Origin of the sequence: Bacillus sp. AFS012607 (genome assembly GCF_002558005.1) — a bacterium.
In the GTDB taxonomy this organism is placed as follows: Bacteria; Bacillota; Bacilli; order Bacillales; family Bacillaceae_G; genus Bacillus_A; species Bacillus_A thuringiensis_S.
In genome coordinates, this window is the sequence record NZ_NTVM01000014.1 from 1 (window position 1) to 17,458 (window position 17,458).

The window sequence follows — 17,458 nt, forward strand, 5'->3', positions numbered from 1 at the left end:
GCGTTTCCGCATCAGCGACGGTTATTAATATATCATGGTGAAAAATGAAATGCAACACCTTTTATAAACTTTTTTAAAAACTGCCCACATTTCTTTTTTAATATCATATACTTAAACGAAATATCTCTTTCATGTATGATTAATTCCTACATATATTTTATATAAAGTTACTCTATCAAAAAACGTTTCTTTCTATAATAAGAGTTTTATTCATATACCATATCATACAAGGAGGAATATATATGGACTATACCGATTTATTAATCAAACTAGGTCTCTCGGCTATTTTAGGATTTGCCATTGGTTTAGAACGCGAATTAAAACGGAAACCACTTGGTTTAAAAACGTGTTTAGTTATTTCTATTATTAGTTGCCTCCTAACGATTGTTTCTATTAAAGCAGCTTATAACTTACCACATACCGATCATATGAATATGGATCCACTTCGACTTGCCGCTCAAATTGTATCAGGAATTGGTTTTTTAGGTGCTGGCGTAATTTTAAGAAGAGGCAACGATAGCATTGCAGGACTCACGACTGCCGCTATGATTTGGGGTGCTTCTGGTATTGGTATTGCCGTTGGAGCTGGTTTCTATATCGAGGCAATTTTCGGAATGTGTTTTCTTATGATTAGTGTCGAACTTATACCATTGACAATGAAGTTTGTAGGTCCTAGATCATTTCGTCAACGTGATATTGCAGTGAAACTTGTTGTGCGAAATATGGACAATATCCCGGTTGTAATCGAGGAGATAAAAGAAATGGATATAAACGTTAAAAATATGAAGCTTAAAACGTTAGAAAACGGTTCTCACTATTTACATCTTAAACTGTCCATTGATCAAAAAAGACATACCGCTGATGTTTACTATACTCTCCAGCATCTTGAAAGTGTCCAACAAACTGAAGTGGAAAGTATGTAGCATAAAATAAACTCTCTTTAATTAGAGAGTTTTTCTTTTTTCTATAATGGTAACAATGAATGTAGTCCTGTAAAACAAGGAGGAATTTACTATTGAAATCCCGTCCGAATTTAGTAGATACATTTCGTGATTCCATTATTTTTCGTTTAATTTGTTTTATTATTGTACTCACTGCTTTTTCTGGTTTTCTTATACATAGATTAGAACCCTCTCATTTCACTACATGGTTTGACGGAATTTGGTGGTCAATTGTTACCATTTTTACAGTTGGATATGGCGACTTTGCTCCCCATACAACGATAGGAAAACTAATAGGTATAAGTATTATTTTATTAGGAACTGGCTTTTGTTCTTATTATATGGTTCTATTCGCTACTGAGATGATTAGTAAACAATACATGAAAGTTAAAGGTGAAGAAGCCGCTACCTCTAACGGTCATATGATTATCGTTGGCTGGAATGAGCGTGCAAAACATGTTGTAAAGCAAATGCATGTACTACAACCAAACCTTGATATCGTTTTAATTGATGAAACACTTTCTTTACTCCCAAAACCCTTTCATCATTTAGAATTTATAAAAGGTTGTCCGCATCACGATCAAACTTTATTAAAGGCTAATATTGCAACGGCACACACCATATTAATAACAGCGGATAAAGAAAAGAACGAAAGCTTAGCAGATACACAGTCCATTTTAAATATTTTAACTGCGAAAGGACTCAATCCAAACATTCACTGCATCGCCGAACTACTTACTACTGAACAAATTCAAAATGCAACGAGAGCGGGCGCGTCAGAAATTATAGAAGGAAATAAATTAACGAGTTATGTATTTACCGCTTCTCTTTTATTCCCTTCTATTTCAGGTGTACTATTCTCACTTTACGATGAAATCTCTGATAACAAATTACAACTGATGGAGCTTTCTCCGTCCTGCACCGGACAAACCTTTGCAAATTGTAGCTATACCCTTCTAAAACAAAACATTCTCTTACTAGGTATAAAGCGTGATGATCAATATATGATTAATCCAGTCCATACCTTCATTCTTATCGAAAGCGACATACTCATTGTTATTCACCATTAATAAAATGACGCTCTAGTTCTTGCATGAGCACTTTCCCAATATTGATATATTTTCTTTTTACATCTCCATCTGGATCTTTCGGTTCAGCAAATTGATCCATCCCACTCGTTCCAGCGGTTAAAGTATTCACATTATCATCTAGTTCGTCTTGATATACGTGCGAAAGAATATACGGCGTTTCAAGACGGACTACTACACCAGGTACATCCAGTTCACCATCTACTGCTGTAAACGGCACTCGTAAAAATTGATACCCATCTTCTTCATCGATTTTGTAATCGAAGCATCCTTTATCATAATCCCAATTACCACCAATGCTATATCCAAGTGGTTTCATAATCTCTTCTAACTTAAATAGCGCATATGTACGTCCTTCTAAATTTGATTGAATTGGAATCAAGTCCATCCCTCCAAGACTTTTCCTTTAGCATACCCACTCTAGCTTGAATATACTGATGGACTTTTCGATAAAATAATAAAAAGCGACCGGATTCCGGTCGCTTTTTATTATTTTAAACGCTCTTCTAATTCTGCTTTTAATTCTTCAAATCCTGGTTTACCAAGTAAAGCAAACATGTTCTTCTTGTATGCTTCTACGCCAGGTTGGTCAAATGGATTTACCCCTAGTAAGTAGCCGCTCATCGCACATGCTTTTTCGAAGAAGTATACAAGGTAACCGAATGTGTACTCATTTAATTCAGGAATATTGACGATTAAGTTTGGTACTCCCCCGTCGCTATGTGCAAGTAATGTACCTTCGTATGCTTTTGTGTTTACAAAGTCTACAGTTTCACCAGCAAGGTAATTTAATCCGTCTAAATCGTTTTCTTCTGATTCGATTGTTAGTTCATGTGTAGATTTACCTACTTTAAGAACTGTTTCAAATAAGTCACGACGACCTTCTTGAACGTATTGACCTAATGAGTGTAAGTCAGTTGAGAAGTTTGCTGAAGATGGGAAAATACCTTTTTGATCTTTTCCTTCACTTTCACCAAATAACTGTTTCCACCACTCAGCGAAGTATTGAAGTGCTGGCTCATAGTTAACAAGCATTTCAATTGTTTTTCCTTTATTGTATAAAGCGTTACGAACTACTGCATATTGGTAAGCTGGGTTTTCTTCTAGTTCTGACGTTCCGAAGTCATCATGACCAGCAGCTGCACCTTTCATCATCTCTTCAATATTTAAGCCACTTACTGCGATTGGTAATAAACCAACTGGCGTTAATACAGAGAAACGTCCTCCAACATCATCTGGAATAACAAATGTTTCGTAACCTTCGTTATCAGCTAATGTTTTTAATGCACCACGTGCTTTATCTGTAGTTGCATAAATACGTTTGCGAGCTTCTTCTTTTCCATACTTTTCTTCTAATAACTTACGGAAGATACGGAATGCTAGTGCTGGCTCTGTTGTTGTACCTGATTTGGAAATAACGTTAATAGAGAAGTCTTTACCTTCTAATACGTCCATTAAATCTTTCATGTAAGTGGAGCTAATGTTTTGTCCAACAAATAGCACTTGTGGAGTTTTACGTTGTTCTTTAGAAAGCGTGTTGTAGAAAGAATGGTTTAACATTTCGATTGCTGCGCGTGCCCCTAAGTAAGAACCACCAATACCTACAACAAGTAAAATGTCAGAGTCATTTTTAATTTTTTCTGCGCATTTTTGAATGCGAGCGAATTCTTCTTTGTCATATTGAAGCGGAAGGTCTACCCACCCAAGGAAATCGTTCCCAGCTCCAGTTTTTTCGTGGATTGCGTGATGTGTTACTTTCACTGCATCACGTAAATAAGTGATTTCATGTTCACCGATGAAGGATAACGCTTTAGAATAGTCGAACGTTACATGTGTACTCATCTTTTTCCCTCCAATTATGGATATGTATTTCTGTATTCACTTTAGCGAAACTGAAGTTGTAAATCAAGCGATTCAACCATTGTAAACGTAACCAATATATATTTTTTAGAAAAAGTTCATTTTTTGCATAAAAATTCGTATTTTTCGGTATAGATGTATATACATCATCTTTCGAACATTTTTTATGTATAAAAACAACATAACTACCCCATTCTATAAAAGAGTTAATTAACTCATCGCTTGCTCATGCTTCACAATTAAGGGGGGCTTTTTCATGAGTACTTTGCAACGTATCGCATTAGTCTTTACTGTAATTGGCGCTGTGAACTGGGGACTAATCGGATTTTTCCAGTTTGACTTAGTAGCAGCCATTTTCGGTGGACAAAATTCAGCTCTTGCACGTATTATTTACGGCATCGTTGGTATATCTGGGCTTATCAATCTTGGTTTACTGTTTAAACCATCTGAAAATCTTGGTACACACCCAGAAACAAACGAAATTCGATAGTCAGTATGTCCTTTCACCTCCGACATACGAATATGATTGCATGCAATCATATTTGCAAATATATATCATAAGATAAAGTAAAAGAGGAACGCTCATATGCGTTCCTCTTTTACTTTGTTAACTCGGACTCTTCAATCCATTCTGCCAACTTTTCTCGCAGCGTATTAAATCCGTTTTCAGATGGGTTCGGTATAAGAATCCTTCCTTGTTTTCTTTTCGCCGCTTTTAACGATAAACTCATTTTTCTGTGCTCTTCATCAATTGAAAGTACCTTTACTTCTACTGTATCGCCGACTTTTAAAAAGTCATGAATATCCTTTACATATCCATTTGTAATTTCAGATATATGCACAAGTCCTTGTGTTTCTGCATCTAACGCTACAAATGCACCGTAATCTTGAATTCCAGTCACTTTCCCTGTTACAACCACTCCTGTTGTATATTGTTCTGACATATGAAACACTCCCATACGTTTACCATTCTCTCTACAATTATAAAGAGCAAAGCAGATATATTTATTTTAAATATCCGATTGGTTAGTACGCGTTCTAGATAACGTTATCTAGAATGCGTATACCTTATATTAGTAAATTATACCACTATGACAGAACTCATTCAAAATTCATGAAAAATTTCCCTTAAAGAAGTATAATTCTCCAATATTGGGATAGACTACTAACACATGGCTTTCTAGTATTCCCCCCCTTTTATGGACAAAACGTATTACGTTTTGTCCTTTTTTTATTTTCTACAAACCGTTCCATTCTCTTCATCGCTTCCATAAGTTGTTCAAGCGACGTTGCATATGAACAACGAATAAATCCTTCACCACTTTCGCCAAATACGCTACCAGGGACAACGGCCACTTTCTCTTCCAACAATAACTGTTCTGCAAATTCCGCTGAAGATAATCCGGTTGAAGATATAGCAGGAAAAACATAAAATGCTCCGCCCGGCACATGACACGTTAAGCCCATTTCATTGAAAGATGTCGTCATGAAGTTACGACGCTTCTTATAGCTATCTCTCATTCGAATTACTTCATCGTTCCCTGCGCGTAACGCCTCAAGTGCTGCAAACTGAGACATCGTCGGTGCACACATCATTGAATACTGATGGATTTTGAGCATTAATTCTGAAAATTGAACAGGAGCTGCAATCATACCGAGGCGCCATCCTGTCATCGCAAATCCTTTTGAAAATCCTGAAATTAAAATCGTATGCTCACGCATATTTTTAATACTCGCGAAACTTGTATATACTTCGTCGTATACAAGTTCTGCATAAATTTCATCAGATAATACGATTAGATTGTACTTCTCAACAATCACTGCTATTTCTTCAAGCTCGGATTTATTTAGCATTGCACCTGTCGGGTTATTTGGTGAACAAAGCAAAATTGCCTTTGTTTTCGCTGTAATAGCTGCTTCAATTTGTTCTGGTTGTACTTTAAACTCGTTTTCTAACGTAGTCGCCACAGGAACCGGAACTCCTCCAGCTAATGTCACAAGTGGTGCATAAGAAACGAAGCTCGGTTCAATAATGAGCACTTCATCATCAGGATTTATAATGGCGCGCATCGCTACATCTAACGCCTGGCTCGCTCCAACTGTAACAATGATTTCATCACTTGGATCATAAGATACTGCAAATTGTTTTTTTAGATACTTTGCTATTTCTTGACGGAGCTCCAATAATCCTGCATTTGCTGTATATGACGTATACCCTTGTTCCAAAGAACGAATACATGCTTGCCTTACATTCCAAGGTGTAACAAAATCCGGCTCTCCTACCCCGAGGGAAATAACACCTTTCATATTTGCTGCTAAATCAAAAAATTTTCGAATACCAGATGGTTTTAAAGATTCTGCTGATCTAGATAGTTCAAATTGCTTCATGGTGTCACCACAATTCGCTTATCATCATCGTCTTTTTCATAAATAACGCCCTCATGTTTATACTTCTTCAAAATGAAATGAGTAGTTGTAGAAACAACAGATTCAATTGTTGCTAATTTCTCAGAAACAAACATCGCTACTTCTCCCATCGTTTTCCCTTCTAATGTAATAGAAAGATCATATGTCCCTGACATTAAATAAACAGATTTCACTTCTGAATAACGATAAATTTGTTCAGCAACCGCATCAAACCCAACGCCATGCTTTGGCGTAACTTTCACATCGATCATTGCCGTTAAACCTGTATGTTCTTTCACCTTCGTCCAATCAATATGTGTTACATAATCCACAATAATCTTTTCATTTTCTAACCTCGCAACCATCTTCTTTACTTCTTCTACCTCTATATTTAACAGCTTCGCTAATGTATCTACAGATAATCGACTACTCTTTTCAAGACAAGCTAATAATTCTAATTCTTTTTCTGTCACCATATAAATCATCCTTCCTTTTCGTTTGTGTTTAAATTATACAAATACCCTTTCCAGTTTGAAAAGAAGATTTTTCTATTGAATTATGTCAAAATAAAGTGAAACTTTAATCAGCGAAATGCTTCACCCCACTGATTATCAGCCCACACCAATCGGGCTTTTACGGACAGTTGCTCTCCCACCTAACCTCTTTGCTTGAGCTGCTTTTTGAGGTGGGAGACTTACTGTCCGTTAATGCGGGGTAAAGTGAAACTTTAATCAGTGGAAAAATGCGTGATAAAGCGAAAGGGGATGGAATCGTGAAACCAAAAGTTTATATTGCTGAACCAGTTCCAACATTTGTAGAAAACTATTTATCAGAACACTGTGATTATGAAAAATGGGATCAAAATGAGAAAGTACCCCGTGATGTTCTATTAGAAAAAATACAAGATAAAGATGGGTTATTAAATTTCGGATCTGCTATTAATGAAGAATTACTGACAGTGGCTCCTAACTTAAAAGTAGTGAGCAACATTTCTGTCGGTTACGATAATTTTGATTTACAAGCGATGAAAAACCGAAATGTTATCGGAACGAATACACCATACGTATTAGATGATACAGTAGCTGATCTCGTTTTCGCCCTTATGTTATCTGCTGGGCGCCGTGTTTGCGAACTCGATTCTTATGTGAAAAATGGTGAATGGAACGCTGAAATTGGAAAAGAACACTTCGGACTAGATGTACACCATAGCACAATTGGTATTATCGGTATGGGCCGAATTGGAGAAGCCGTTGCAAAACGAGCAAAATTCGGATTTGATATGAATGTTCTTTACTATAACCGCCGTCGTAAAGAAGAAGCTGAACAAAAATTCGATGCTACATATTGTGATTTACAGACGCTACTGGAGCAGTCTGACTTTATTGTTCTTCTTACTCCATTAACAGATGAAACATATCACCTTATCGGAGAAAAGGAATTTTCATTAATGAAAGAAACAGCAATCTTCATTAATGCTTCTCGCGGGAAAACAGTAGATGAAGAAGCGTTAATCCATGCTTTAACAGAAAAGAAAATCTTTGCAGCAGGTATCGATACATTTACACAAGAGCCGATTCAAAAAGATAATCCACTCTTATCATTACAAAATGTTGTGACTTTACCACACATCGGATCTGCAACATTAAAAACTAGGCAGCAAATGGCTATGACCGCCGCTGAAAATTTAGTTGCAGGATTACAAGGAAAAACACCGCCTAATATTGTTCGCGGGTAATACTGAATAAACGAAAGGCAAGATGACATCGTCATCTTGCCTTTTTTTGTTAACATATTTTCTTCTTCCTTGGAGATGATATGAACAAAAATCAATGGAGTGACAAAAAATGAATCACGAATATACTTGTCCTTATTTCACTTTTTCCACTCGCGGCACTACTATTCATTACGAATTGTATGAACACGATAACAAAACAGAACGTCCTACTTTCGTACTCGTTCACGGCTTTTTATCTTCCTCATTTAGTTACCGTCGTCTCATTCCCTTACTATCGAAAGCAGGAACAGTGATTGCTCTTGATTTACCACCGTTCGGAAAAAGTGATAAGTCTCATCTGTTTAAGTATTCTTATCACAATTTAGCAACGATTATTATTGATTTAATTGAACATTTATCTCTCTCAAACATTGTATTAGTTGGGCACTCTATGGGTGGGCAAATTTCTCTCTATGTAAACCGTATACGTCCTGAACTCATTTCAAAAACGATTTTACTATGCAGCTCTAGCTATTTAGCACGCGCAACCTTACCTTTACTATACTCTTCTTATTTACCGTTCTTTCATTTATACGTAAAGAACTGGATTATTAGACGCGGTATTGTTCATAACTTAATGAATGTCGTTCATGATCACTCATTAATTGACGATGAAATGAAAAAAGGTTACTCCGCTCCTTTTTATGACGACCGTATATTTCCCGCTTTAACTCGCATGATACGAGACCGTGAAGGTGACTTATCTTCAACTGAATTACAAAAAATCGAAACACCTATCTTGCTCATTTGGGGTGAAAAAGACCGCGTCGTCCCTGTACATGTAGGTCATCGTCTACACAAAGATTTACCGAATTCAAAATTTATTTCTTACGAAAATACAGGACATTTACTACCTGAAGAAAAGCCTAAACATGTTTATGAAGAAATTATCGCTTTTTCTGCGCAATAAAGTGAAACTTTAATCAGTCCCCACCTAACTTCTTTGCTTCCGCTGAATTTTGAGGTGGGGTCTTACTACCAAGCAAATAGCGGGATAATATAAAAAAGGCTGTCGGAAATTCCGACAGCCTATAATGAACAACTTCCGCCTTCTTTTATTACAAGTAATTCCACAGCTAACTTCTCACATTTTTCAAGCGCAGGTACTTCCTCAAAAGACATAAAGTATATATGTTGAATCTTCTTTGCGATGTATTTTGGATCATCAAACACACTTATGACGTTCACAACATCGCTCGCTTCTGTTTCATAAAACTCCGGTCCCATTTGAAACGGATCCCAATTCTTCACAACCTCTATCATCTTTTCATATGTACCCATTCGCTTCCCGCCTTTTCACTTTTTAATACTTTTCTTTATCCTATCACATCAGCTATTCTATAAGAAGAGAGAGAACTTTCGTAACTTATTGGTTTTACAGAAGAAGGGGGCAAACTTATGCAACTATTTCATAAAGCAATCAATCGACGTGGAACGCATAGTATAAAATGGGATACATATAAAAACGAAGAACTTATCCATGCTTGGATTGCTGATATGGATTTTGAAGTACCAAAACCAATTCAAACTGCCTTAAAACAACGGATTGAACATCCGATTTTTGGCTACACGCTTCCCCCTGAAAATATTGGGGATATTATTTGTAACTGGACAAAACAACAATACGACTGGGACATTCAAAAAGAATGGATCGTCTTTAGTGCAGGGATCGTTCCAGCTCTTAGTACGAGCATACAGGCTTTTACAAAAGAAAACGAATCCGTTCTCGTACAACCACCTATTTATCCTCCATTTTTCGAAATGGTCACAACAAATAATAGGCAGTTATGCGTGAGTCCATTACAGAAACAAAATGATACATATGTGATAGACTTCGAGCATTTAGAAAAGCAGTTTCAGCAAGGCGTCAAACTCATGCTTCTTTGTAGCCCTCATAATCCAATCGGACGCGTTTGGACGAAAGAGGAACTTGTGCAGCTCGGATCGTTATGTACTAAATATAACGTAATCGTTGTCGCGGATGAAATTCATTCCGATATCATTTATGCAGACCATACACATACACCGTTCGCTTCCTTATCTGAAGAATTAGCAGAACGCACTATCACTTGTATGGCTCCAAGTAAAACATTTAATATCGCTGGATTACAAGCGTCGATTATTATCATTCCAAACGAAAAACTCCGTCACGCCTTTACAGCTATCCAATATAGACAAGGCTTCCACGGGTTAAATATCTTCGCCTACACAGCGATGCAAAGTGCCTATACAGAATGTAATGATTGGCTAAACGAAATTCGATTATATATAGAAGATAATGCTCAATTTGCTTATGAATATATCAAAACTCACATACCTGCTCTTTCCGTAACGAAGCCAGAAGGTAGCTTTTTATTATGGATTGATTGTTCTCGTCTAAAGCTTTCTCAAAACGAGCGTACTGCATTACTTGAGGAAAAAGGAAAAATCATCGTTGAACCTGGTGAGAAATACGGGTTAGGTGGGGAAGAACATATTCGAATTAACATCGGCTGTCCACGATCTGTTTTAGAAGAAATTTTGAACAGACTGCGTCATACGTTTTCATAATAAGAAAAGAGGCTGTCATAAATCATTTTAGGACAACCTCCTTTATCCATATCTTTTCAATTACGTTTCACAAAAAAAGCTACCATGCACGGTAGCTTTTACTTTTTCTTCATATCCGATGCTTTTTTTACAATGACACCACAAGCAATTCGATCACCTGATTTACCTGTCGGTTGTGTCATACCATCATCAGCGTTTTCTGTAATAATAATAGACGCTCCATCTTTTCTATGAATCGTTGTTTTTCCTTCTTCAAGCGTTATGTGCGGCGCGTCGATTTCTGCCTTGATCTTTCCAGAACCGTCTGCAATTACGTTCGGTAAATCACCGTTTTCTGCACCCTTCGGATTAAGAAGACCATGTTTTTTATCATCAGGATTAAAATGATTCCCGGATGATTCAAAACGAGGTGCCTTACACTCTCCGATTTCATGTACATGTAGTCCGTGTGGTCCTGGCGTGAAACCTTCCCCTTTAATCGTAATTTTCACTCCACTTGTTTGCTGAACTACTTTCGCAGTCCCTACTTCATCTCCTGAAGCATTATGTAATTTCACTTCAATTTCTTTCGGCTTTCCTTGGTCACAACCTGCCATCAGAAATAATAAACAACAACTGAAAAAAAGCCGTTTCTTCATTCCATTCCCTCCAAAATATATTCTGCCCTTAGATTGTCCGAGCATAGAGGGAAACATACAAAAATGCGTTACTGTTTCTTTTCAGCTAATAGTTTTTCTTCAACTTTCTGTAATCGCTCTGCTTCTCTTTTTGATATACGAATAAACATGCGCCACGTGGCAATAGCACCGATAATAAATAGAACGCACACAATCCCTGGAATAATATATTCTGTTTTATCTTCCGGAAAATATAAAGGCATCATAACGAACACTCCTTAATTATAGGATTCAAAAAAACATCAGAATTTTCTGTTATATATCTTTAAATTATAGTTGAACCAGTTCATATTCTCAAGAGGCGTTCCGAAAGTGAATGATTTCTTTGACTCCTCCTCCTACTTTCCTTACTATAAACTTGAGGTGAAAAATATGAGAGAAACATTTGAAATTGGTGAAATCGTTACTGGTATTTATAAAACAGGAAAATACATCGGCGAAATTACAAATAGCCGTCCTGGTAGTTATGTCGTAAAAGTATTAGCTGTTTTAAAACATCCGGTGCAAGGTGACTTACATAACGTAAAACAAGCTGACGTACCATTTTTCCATGAAAGACGCGCTTTAGCTTTTCGTGAGCAAACGAACATTCCACAGCAAATGGTAAAGAAATATGAAGGAGAAATTCCTGATTATACCGAGTCACTAAAATTAGCATTAGAAACTCAAATGAATTCATTTTCTGAAGATGATTCACCTTTTGCAGAGCGTAGTCTAGAAACATTAGAACAGTTAAAGAAGGACTACAAACTCTAAAAAAACAAAACGACCAAATTACATAATGTGCAATTTGGTCGTTACTGTGTGCTCACTTTCTTTAACACTTTTGAAAAATCAACGAGTTCTCCTAATGTTGGTGGTGCTGGTTTTACTAAATACTCTTTATCTTTTTCTACTAGTTTAAAAATATTGTACGTCGTCATCGCATCATCAAGCGCACAATGATGCTTCCCTGTCCCTACTTTTCCGTACGCCTCAATTGCTTTCCATAATCCTGTTTGATTTCTTTCCCCAAAAAACTTCTTATACTCAAGCGATAAATCACGACACTGCCCGAAGAATGGAAAAGCTATCCCTGCCATTTCACAATTATGCTTCAGCACTTTCATATCCATATTTCCCCACGTTACAATTGTCGGTTTACATTTCGTTTCGTATTCTGCAAGCTTCTTAACGAGTTCAGGAAATGAAATCCCTTTATCCACGACTTCTTGTTTTATTCCTAAAAACTTCTTACATCGATCCGTTAAGGAGGGAAATGTTTTCGGCCTGACATGTGATGAATACGTATCTTCCACCTTACAGCCAGCAACTGAAACGAGTCCTACCTCAATAATTTCCGGAAAAAATCCTTTCGGTTTTTTTCTATGCTGGGGCATCGTAAACTCAAAGTCTAAAAATAAAAATCGTTGTTCATCCATACGATCCCTTCCTTATCATTTTTGTCATTCCTTTCTATTTGACACTCCTACACGAACAAGCTCGAATGCTAATTCCATTTTAAATATTCAGATTGGATGTATCTTATATATATGTCAAATGCCCACAAATATTTTAAAAAATAAGAAAAAATGACCTATGCAGAAAATATGACAAAATCCCTCCTTTCATTTACATCCGCAGTTTTTCTACTTTATAATGACGTTATGTGTGTTTCATCTAGTTAATATTTGACACACTAAGAAAAATGAATGAAAGGAGATGAGATTTTTGCACGAAACAACGCAAGAACTCGCTAACTGGCAGTATTATTTTGCTATCGCAGTCTTTTTAATTACATATGCCATTATTATTTCTGAAAAAATTAATCGCGCTGTCATCGCACTTCTTGGTGCAGCACTCATGGTAATTGTGGGGGTCGTCGATTTACATAACGCCTTTACGAAACATATTGAATGGGGAACGATTACGCTACTCATCGGTATGATGATTTTGGTGAACATTACGAGTAAATCAGGTGTTTTCCAATACGTTGCCATTAAAGCAGCAAAAAGGGCACAAGGAAATCCAATTAAAATTTTAATTTCCCTTTCCCTACTTACTGCGCTTGGCTCCGCATTTTTAGATAACGTTACAACTGTACTTCTTGTTGTTCCAGTTACTTTATCTATTACGCGCATACTGCAAGTAAATCCTGTTCCTTATTTACTTTCTGAAATTATTTTTTCAAACATTGGGGGAACGGCAACATTAATTGGTGATCCACCTAACATTATGATTGGTTCTGCCAATAAACATTTAGACTTCAATGCTTTCCTATTGAATCTAGCACCAATCGTAATTATTATTATTGGAGTTACAGCAACAATACTTTACTTCATGTACCGCAAACAATTAATTGCCGATCCTGTACAAGTCAAAAAATTAATGAGCTTAGATGAAAAACAATACATTAAAGATCCAGTATTAATGAAAAAATCTTTAACGGTACTTGGACTTACAATTGTAGGTTTCATGACTCATTCTATTTTCCATATTGATGCGGCTATCATTGCCTTAACTGGTGCTACTGTACTTATGTTAATTGGTGTGAAAGAGCATGAAATTGAAGAAGTATTTGCAAGCGTAGAGTGGGTAACAATCTTCTTCTTCGCAGGGCTATTCGTACTTGTTGGAGGACTTATCGATATCGGTCTTATCAAAATGTTAGCTCAAAAAGTAATTGGTATAACAGGCGGAGATATTTCTTACGCATCCATCCTTATTTTATGGGTATCTGGTATCGCCTCTGCAACAATTGATAACATCCCATTCGTCGCAACAATGATTCCACTTATTAACGATATGGCAGTTGGGCTAGGCTTATCACCATCTGACGCACAAATCGATGTATTATGGTGGGCATTAGCACTAGGTGCTTGTCTCGGCGGAAACGGAACATTAATCGGAGCTTCTGCTAACGTAATCGTTGCAGGTATCGCGAGCCGCGAAGGACATAAATTTAGTTACATGGAATTCCTAAAAGTCGGTTTCCCAATTATGATCGTTTCATTAATCATTTCTCACATTTATATTTATTTACGCTACCTTATGTAGTAGAAAAAGCGCCCTGATAATCAGGGCGCTTTTTTACTTATATCTAAAATATATCGACTTATCAACAGAAACGAAAAATCTACTCTTTATATCTCACCGGTTCATTTCGAATAATAAATAAATGAATCGGTAAGAAAACCGAAAATGTGATTGTATGAATAATCGTAAACAATATAGAATTCGTTCCGTATCTATCTAAAATTGCGTAGATAAGATAAATAGACAGCACAATCGATACAGCTGTTGCTAATAAATATAGAATTGGTACGAAGTTAAAAATGAAACATGCGACATATATGCCGAATACTTTCCATCCCGCTTCTTCTTTTAAGAAATCCGGTAATTTGTCTTTTGCTAAATCACCCCATATCTTACTATTTAAAAAAGGAATAAACGCAAGAGCACCATCCGTTGCACCATCATTTTTCGCCATCGTATACAGTGCAAAAGCCGTTAATAAATACGCAATAATTGCCCAAATCAATACAACAAGAATAAACGCAAAACTAAGAGCAAAGAAACCTGCTAGTACGCCTTGATCCTCCATCTTATCCTCTCCTCTCTACTTTCAACATATTTCATTACATTGCAAGTTATGTTTTAAAATTTATCCAAACTCTTTGTATAATAAGAGAAGAAAGAGAATAAGAGAGGAGAAACACGTATGCATCCATTTGTAAAAGCATTACAAGAGCATTTTACAGCTCATCAAAATCCTGAAAAAGCAGAACCTATGACTCGTTATATGAAAAATCACTTCCCATTTCTAGGTATTCAAACACCGGAAAGGCGCCAATTATTAAAAGACGTCATTCAAATACATACTCTCCCAGATAAAAAAGACTTCCAAATTATTGTACGCGAGCTTTGGGACTTACCAGAACGTGAATTCCAAGCGGCCGCACTTGATATCATGCAAAAATATAAAAAGCATATAAACGAAACTCATATCCCCTTCTTAGAAGAACTTATTGTCACAAAATCTTGGTGGGACTCTGTCGATAGCATCGTCCCTACATTCTTAGGTACTATCTTTTTAAAACACCCAGAATTAATTTCTGCGTATATTCCAAAATGGATTGCATCAGATAACATATGGTTACAACGTGCCGCTATTTTATTCCAACTGAAATATAAACAAAAGATGGATGAAGAACTTCTTTTCTGGATTATTGGGCAACTACATTCTTCAAAAGAATTTTTCATTCAAAAAGCGATTGGCTGGGTCCTTCGTGAATATGCAAAAACAAATCCGGATGTAGTTTGGGAATACGTGCAAAACAATGAACTCGCTCCATTAAGTAAGCGTGAAGCAATTAAGCATATTAAACAAAATTACGGAATAAATAATGAAAAAATAGGCGAGACTCTATCATAGATAGACACGTTCCTCTATTGAGATTTAAAAAAGAACGTGTTAGAATATGTTCATTATTATTAATATAAGTAGCGATGACGGACTTATAAGTACTTGCATAAAAAGCGATTCAGGGATAGTGAAAGCCTGAAACCGCAAGGAAACGGCAGTCCCGAGCAATACATGATAAAGTGGATGCACCTTTTGTGTATCAACTAGGGTGGAACCGCGGGCAAACGCTCGTCCCTAGGCAAATAAGCCTTGGGATGAGCGTTTTTTTATGTTCTTTTTAGCATATACTGCTCGTTTCCAAAGTATCAGAGTATATCATCGCCAATACGTTAACTTTCAAAAGGAGGATTTTCTTATGTATTCAATGGAACAAGTTGTAAACTTAGCGAAACATCGCGGTTTTGTTTTCCCTGGTTCTGAAATTTACGGTGGTCTTGCAAACACTTGGGATTACGGTCCACTTGGAATCGAATTAAAAAATAACGTTAAAAAAGCTTGGTGGAAAAAATTCATTCAAGAATCTCCACACAACGTTGGTTTAGACGCAGCTATTTTAATGAACCCTAAAACTTGGATCGCTTCTGGTCACGTTGGTAACTTCAACGATCCAATGATCGACTGTAAAAAATGTAAAGCTCGTCACCGTGCTGACAAATTAATTGAGGATGCTTTAGATGCAAAAGGCATTGAAATGGTTGTTGACGGTCTTACTTTCGACCAAATGGCTGACTTAATGAAAGAACATGAAGTAAAATGTCCTGATTGCGGTAGTGAAGAATTCACTGAAATCCGTCAGTTCAACTTAATGTTCAAAACATTCCAAGGTGTTACAGAGTCTAGCACAAACGAAATTTTCCTTCGTCCTGAAACAGCACAAGGTATTTTCGTAAACTTCAAAAACGTTCAACGCTCTATGCGTAAAAAGCTTCCATTTGGTATTGGCCAAATCGGTAAGAGTTTCCGTAACGAAATCACGCCTGGTAACTTCACATTCCGTACACGTGAATTCGAACAAATGGAACTTGAATTCTTCTGTAAGCCTGGTGAAGATTTAGAGTGGTTCGCATTCTGGCGTGAAACTTGTAAAAACTGGTTACTTTCACTTGGTATGACTGAAGAGAGCATGCGTCTTCGTGACCACGGTGAAGAAGAGTTATCTCACTACAGTAATGCAACAACTGACATTGAATTCAAATTCCCATTCGGTTGGGGCGAACTTTGGGGCGTTGCATCTCGTACAGACTTCGACTTAAAACGTCACATGGAACACTCAAACGAAGACTTTAACTATATCGATCCACAAACGAATGAGCGTTACGTACCATACTGCATCGAGCCATCTTTAGGCGCAGACCGCGTAACATTAGCATTCTTATGTGATGCATATGAAGAAGAACAATTAGAAAACGATTCTCGTACAGTTCTTCGTTTCCACCCTGCTTTAGCACCATACAAAGCAGCTATCTTACCATTATCTAAAAAGCTATCTGAAGGTGCTACTGAAGTATTTGCAGAATTAGCTAAAGACTTCATGGTAGACTTTGATGAAACTGGTTCTATCGGTAAACGTTACCGTCGTCAAGACGAAATCGGTACACCATTCTGTATCACATACGACTTCGACTCAGTTGAAGACAAAGCTGTTACAGTACGTGACCGTGACACAATGGAACAAGTTCGTATGCCAATTAGCGAACTAAAAGGTTTCTTAGAGAAGAAAATCCAGTTCTAATTATAAGAAAAAGAGGCTGCTCATA

The 17,458-nt window shown here is 36.8% G+C and carries 20 protein-coding genes; 10 read left to right on the top strand and 10 right to left on the bottom strand.

Annotated features, from left to right (window positions below):
* Nucleotides 1-242: 242 nt before the first annotated feature.
* Entirely contained in the window at nucleotides 243-923 is a 681-nt protein-coding gene (locus tag CN409_RS18840) for an MgtC/SapB family protein (RefSeq protein WP_000386682.1), read from the top strand.
* A gap of 92 nt (nucleotides 924-1,015) precedes the next feature.
* Entirely contained in the window at nucleotides 1,016-2,011 is a 996-nt protein-coding gene (locus CN409_RS18845) for a potassium channel family protein (RefSeq protein WP_000842324.1), read from the top strand.
* Here the strand turns inward: CN409_RS18845 and CN409_RS18850 are convergent.
* Together CN409_RS18850 and CN409_RS18855 are read right to left on the bottom strand one after the other, a co-directional pair.
* Complete coding sequence (locus CN409_RS18850; protein ID WP_000612326.1) at nucleotides 1,998-2,411, bottom strand: YugN-like family protein; 414 nt, start codon at nucleotides 2,409-2,411, stop codon at nucleotides 1,998-2,000. The two genes, CN409_RS18845 and CN409_RS18850, sit on opposite strands and share 14 nt — an antisense overlap.
* A gap of 107 nt (nucleotides 2,412-2,518) precedes the next feature.
* On the bottom strand, nucleotides 2,519-3,871 hold the full coding sequence (locus CN409_RS18855; RefSeq protein WP_000103654.1) for a glucose-6-phosphate isomerase: 1,353 nt from the start codon (nucleotides 3,869-3,871) through the stop codon (nucleotides 2,519-2,521).
* 274 nt (nucleotides 3,872-4,145) lie between these two features.
* On the opposite strand from CN409_RS18855, the gene CN409_RS18865 reads away from it, so the two are divergent.
* Nucleotides 4,146-4,379, top strand: a complete 234-nt coding sequence (locus CN409_RS18865) for a DUF378 domain-containing protein (RefSeq protein WP_000105788.1) — start codon at nucleotides 4,146-4,148, stop codon at nucleotides 4,377-4,379.
* 109 nt (nucleotides 4,380-4,488) lie between these two features.
* Here CN409_RS18865 and yugI read toward each other — a convergent pair whose 3' ends face one another.
* The 3 genes from yugI to CN409_RS18880 form a co-directional block, all read right to left on the bottom strand.
* Nucleotides 4,489-4,833, bottom strand: coding sequence for a S1 domain-containing post-transcriptional regulator GSP13 (gene yugI / locus CN409_RS18870; protein ID WP_000003764.1), 345 nt, complete (start codon nucleotides 4,831-4,833; stop codon nucleotides 4,489-4,491).
* A 253-nt stretch (nucleotides 4,834-5,086) separates the two neighbouring features.
* Nucleotides 5,087-6,277 (bottom strand): aminotransferase, encoded by a 1,191-nt coding sequence (locus CN409_RS18875; protein ID WP_000808529.1) that lies wholly within the window; start codon nucleotides 6,275-6,277, stop codon nucleotides 5,087-5,089.
* Nucleotides 6,274-6,771 (bottom strand): Lrp/AsnC family transcriptional regulator, encoded by a 498-nt coding sequence (locus CN409_RS18880; RefSeq protein WP_000255696.1) that lies wholly within the window; start codon nucleotides 6,769-6,771, stop codon nucleotides 6,274-6,276. The genes CN409_RS18875 and CN409_RS18880 overlap by 4 nt, the downstream gene beginning before the upstream one ends.
* Nucleotides 6,772-7,037: 266 nt before the next feature.
* Between CN409_RS18880 and CN409_RS18885 the strand changes: the two genes are divergently transcribed.
* Both CN409_RS18885 and CN409_RS18890 read left to right on the top strand, forming a co-directional pair.
* A complete protein-coding gene (locus CN409_RS18885; protein WP_001205003.1) occupies nucleotides 7,038-8,030 on the top strand; it encodes a 2-hydroxyacid dehydrogenase in 993 nt (330 codons plus the stop codon).
* A 109-nt stretch (nucleotides 8,031-8,139) separates the two neighbouring features.
* Complete coding sequence (locus tag CN409_RS18890) at nucleotides 8,140-8,979, top strand: alpha/beta fold hydrolase (protein WP_001015203.1); 840 nt, start codon at nucleotides 8,140-8,142, stop codon at nucleotides 8,977-8,979.
* Nucleotides 8,980-9,098: 119 nt separating this feature from the next.
* Here CN409_RS18890 and CN409_RS18895 read toward each other — a convergent pair whose 3' ends face one another.
* A complete protein-coding gene (locus tag CN409_RS18895) occupies nucleotides 9,099-9,350 on the bottom strand; it encodes a YugE family protein (RefSeq protein ID WP_000537641.1) in 252 nt (83 codons plus the stop codon).
* A 117-nt stretch (nucleotides 9,351-9,467) separates the two neighbouring features.
* Between CN409_RS18895 and CN409_RS18900 the strand changes: the two genes are divergently transcribed.
* On the top strand, nucleotides 9,468-10,619 hold the full coding sequence (locus CN409_RS18900; protein WP_001175811.1) for a MalY/PatB family protein: 1,152 nt from the start codon (nucleotides 9,468-9,470) through the stop codon (nucleotides 10,617-10,619).
* A gap of 98 nt (nucleotides 10,620-10,717) precedes the next feature.
* Here CN409_RS18900 and sodC read toward each other — a convergent pair whose 3' ends face one another.
* Both sodC and CN409_RS31915 read right to left on the bottom strand, forming a co-directional pair.
* A complete protein-coding gene (gene sodC / locus CN409_RS18905) occupies nucleotides 10,718-11,257 on the bottom strand; it encodes a superoxide dismutase [Cu-Zn] (RefSeq protein WP_000746518.1) in 540 nt (179 codons plus the stop codon).
* A gap of 68 nt (nucleotides 11,258-11,325) precedes the next feature.
* Nucleotides 11,326-11,502 carry a hypothetical protein gene (locus CN409_RS31915; protein ID WP_000982756.1) on the bottom strand — a complete coding sequence of 59 codons (177 nt, stop codon included), beginning with the start codon at nucleotides 11,500-11,502 and terminating at the stop codon, nucleotides 11,326-11,328.
* 166 nt (nucleotides 11,503-11,668) lie between these two features.
* On the opposite strand from CN409_RS31915, the gene kapB reads away from it, so the two are divergent.
* Nucleotides 11,669-12,052 (top strand): kinase-associated lipoprotein KapB, encoded by a 384-nt coding sequence (gene kapB, locus CN409_RS18910; protein WP_001209326.1) that lies wholly within the window; start codon nucleotides 11,669-11,671, stop codon nucleotides 12,050-12,052.
* Between the two features lie 41 nt (nucleotides 12,053-12,093).
* Here kapB and kapD read toward each other — a convergent pair whose 3' ends face one another.
* Nucleotides 12,094-12,717 carry a 3'-5' exonuclease KapD gene (kapD, locus tag CN409_RS18915; protein ID WP_000344356.1) on the bottom strand — a complete coding sequence of 208 codons (624 nt, stop codon included), beginning with the start codon at nucleotides 12,715-12,717 and terminating at the stop codon, nucleotides 12,094-12,096.
* A 289-nt stretch (nucleotides 12,718-13,006) separates the two neighbouring features.
* Between kapD and CN409_RS18920 the strand changes: the two genes are divergently transcribed.
* Nucleotides 13,007-14,332, top strand: coding sequence for an ArsB/NhaD family transporter (locus tag CN409_RS18920; RefSeq protein ID WP_000545235.1), 1,326 nt, complete (start codon nucleotides 13,007-13,009; stop codon nucleotides 14,330-14,332).
* Between the two features lie 79 nt (nucleotides 14,333-14,411).
* Here the strand turns inward: CN409_RS18920 and CN409_RS18925 are convergent, their stop codons facing one another.
* Nucleotides 14,412-14,879 carry a hypothetical protein gene (locus CN409_RS18925; RefSeq protein ID WP_000390065.1) on the bottom strand — a complete coding sequence of 156 codons (468 nt, stop codon included), beginning with the start codon at nucleotides 14,877-14,879 and terminating at the stop codon, nucleotides 14,412-14,414.
* 117 nt (nucleotides 14,880-14,996) lie between these two features.
* Here CN409_RS18925 and CN409_RS18930 point away from each other — a divergent pair, with 117 nt between their 5' ends.
* The gene (locus CN409_RS18930) at nucleotides 14,997-15,710 is read left to right on the top strand and encodes a DNA alkylation repair protein (protein ID WP_000553316.1); all 714 of its coding nucleotides are present in this window, start codon (nucleotides 14,997-14,999) and stop codon (nucleotides 15,708-15,710) included.
* A gap of 346 nt (nucleotides 15,711-16,056) precedes the next feature.
* Complete coding sequence (locus CN409_RS18940) at nucleotides 16,057-17,433, top strand: glycine--tRNA ligase (RefSeq protein WP_000287148.1); 1,377 nt, start codon at nucleotides 16,057-16,059, stop codon at nucleotides 17,431-17,433.
* Nucleotides 17,434-17,458: the final 25 nt, after the last annotated feature.